Origin of the sequence: Streptomyces sp. ActVer (assembly GCF_027270795.1) — a bacterium.
Taxonomy (GTDB): Bacteria; Actinomycetota; Actinomycetes; order Streptomycetales; family Streptomycetaceae; genus Streptomyces; species Streptomyces umbrinus_A.
On record NZ_JAPWHT010000808.1, the window covers coordinates 1 to 2,026 of the forward strand.

At 70.5% G+C, this 2,026-nt stretch carries 3 protein-coding genes; 2 read left to right on the forward strand and 1 reads right to left on the reverse strand.

Translation table 11 applies throughout. The features are described from left to right. Nucleotides 1–99 precede the first annotated feature (99 nt). On the reverse strand, nucleotides 100–663 hold the full coding sequence (locus O3Q52_RS52285; protein WP_269655424.1) for a sigma-70 family RNA polymerase sigma factor: 564 nt from the start codon (nucleotides 661–663) through the stop codon (nucleotides 100–102). A gap of 411 nt (nucleotides 664–1,074) precedes the next feature. Here O3Q52_RS52285 and O3Q52_RS52290 point away from each other — a divergent pair, with 411 nt between their 5' ends. Next, a complete protein-coding gene (locus tag O3Q52_RS52290) occupies nucleotides 1,075–1,449 on the forward strand; it encodes an STAS domain-containing protein (RefSeq protein ID WP_143639781.1) in 375 nt (124 codons plus the stop codon). A gap of 176 nt (nucleotides 1,450–1,625) precedes the next feature. After that, a partial coding sequence (locus O3Q52_RS52295) for an EF-hand domain-containing protein (RefSeq protein ID WP_269655425.1) occupies nucleotides 1,626–2,026 on the forward strand: 401 nt, incomplete at its 3' end.

Sequence of the window (2,026 nt, forward strand, 5' to 3'; positions counted from 1 at the left end):
CGTTGGACGGGGGTGGGGTGTCCTTCTGGGGGCCCACTTGGGCGTTGTGGTCCTCCGGGTCCGGCTTCTCGCCGTAGCTGTCGTGTGCCTCGGTGCTTGTCATTCGGCACACCCGGAGCGGCCCGTGTCGTGGGCCGTGGACAGGAGCTGGAGGCCCAGGCGCAGGCGGCGGCGGGCCTCGTCCTCGGTGACGCCGAGGTCGGCGGCGGTCTGGCGGTAGTCGCGGCGCTGGAAGTAGGCGAGCTCCAGGGCCGCGCGCAGCGGGGTCGGCATGGACGTGACGATGTAGTCGGCGCGGGCCGCCACAGATGCGCGGCGGACCTTGCGCTCCAGGTCCTCGGTGCTGCCCGAGCCGTCGTGGGCGAGCGCGGCGGTCTCCGTCGCGCGCAGGCGCTGCACGGCGAGGCGGTGGGTCAGCGTGGCGACCCAGGAGCGCAGGGGGCCCTGCTTGGGGTCGTACGCCTCCGGGTTCTCCCAGACGTGGGCGAAGACCTCGCGGGTGACGCCGTCGGCGGCCCGGTCGTCTCCGAGCACGCGATGGGCGAGGCCGTGCACGAGCGAAGCGAATCGGTCGTAGAGCTCACCGAGCGCGGCCGCCTCCCCGCGTGCGAGCCGCTGTTGCATCTTGCGGTCCCAGCGGGGCGGCGCGTCCTTCTTGGTCATGCGGCCCCTCACCCCCGGTCGTGCGGTGCGCCTGTCCCTGTGTCCACCGGATTCTCCTCTCCGGCTTCCTCCCGAATGTAGTCGGCACCCCTGACAACGCACGCCCCTTTGTGGCAATGCGCGCCCCTCGCGGAGCTGCGGATGGTAGTGCCCCGATCACGCTGTGCGTGCGGCTCCTCACGGTGTGCGTGTGTCTGCCGTGGCTCGGCCCGATCAGGATCGACCGTACTAGACCGTTCTCGACCGAAACAGCCCAACTGGGGCACGCTTCGATTCCGCATCCGGTGTTTCATGGAGTGAGGGTGGGGCAGCCGCGCACCAGGGAAATGACAGGGCCACTTCCGGTTCCGTTTCCGGGTCCGACGTCGTCGGGCCGGCAGGGTCCAGCAACGTCGAGCGAGGGGCAGGCGCGTGACGCTCAGGGTGACCGACGGCGAGCAGCGCGGCTGGGTCGTGCTCCGGGTGTCGGGCGAGATGGATCTGGTGACGTCACCGGTGCTGCGGCAGCGCGTGCACGACGCCGTGGCCGACGGGCGGCACAGTGTCGTCCTCGATCTCTCCGGAGTCCTGTTCTGCGACTCCAGTGGTGTGGGGGTGCTGATCGCGACCCGGCGGCTCCTCCGCTCCTGTCAGGGACGCCTCCGCTTGATCCTTCCCGCGCAGGGCGCGGTGGACGGATCCCACGTCAACAGGGTGCTGGGTGCCCTGGGTGTGCGCCGGCTCTTCGACGTGTATCCCGATGTCGACGCCGCCGTCGACGACGAACCGGATTCCCTGTCGGCGTGATTCGCGTCACGTACGGGTCGCGTAGAGGGGAAGATCGTCCCGTAACTCCGCGACACGGTTGTCGCGGTATTTCCCCGGTCTTGGCACAAGCGTCGTTTTCCCGCTCCCCGAGGGCCCCGGTCGTCGTACGCTCCCTGCCAGACGTACCCACGTGATGTAAGGCGGCCCGAAAAGACATGGTCAGCACCGAGTACGAGCGAAAGATCGCCGCGCGGTTCGCCACCTTCGATCAGGACGGCAACGGCTATATCGACCGCGAGGACTTCAACGCGGCGACCAAGGCGCTGCTCGCCGAGTTCGGCATCGCGGCCCGGTCCGACAAGGGCCAGGCCCTCTACATCGGCGCGGAAGCCTTCTGGCAGGGCATGGCCGGCATAGCGGACCGGGACGGCGACCAGCGGATCACCCGCGAGGAGTTCGTGGGCGGCGCGGTGAAGCGGCTGCGGGACAACCCCGACCGGTTCGCCGAGATCGCCCGCCCCTTCCTGGACGCGGCGCTCGCCATCGCGGACGGCGACGGGGACGCGGCGGCGACCCTGCTCGCGCTCGACGGCCGCGGGCTCCGGCTGGCCCCCGG

Coding starts and splice junctions, on each gene's coding strand:
- O3Q52_RS52285 (WP_269655424.1), bottom strand. CDS start 663: ATGACCAAGAAGGACGCGCCGCCCCGCTGGGACCGCAAGATGCAACAG.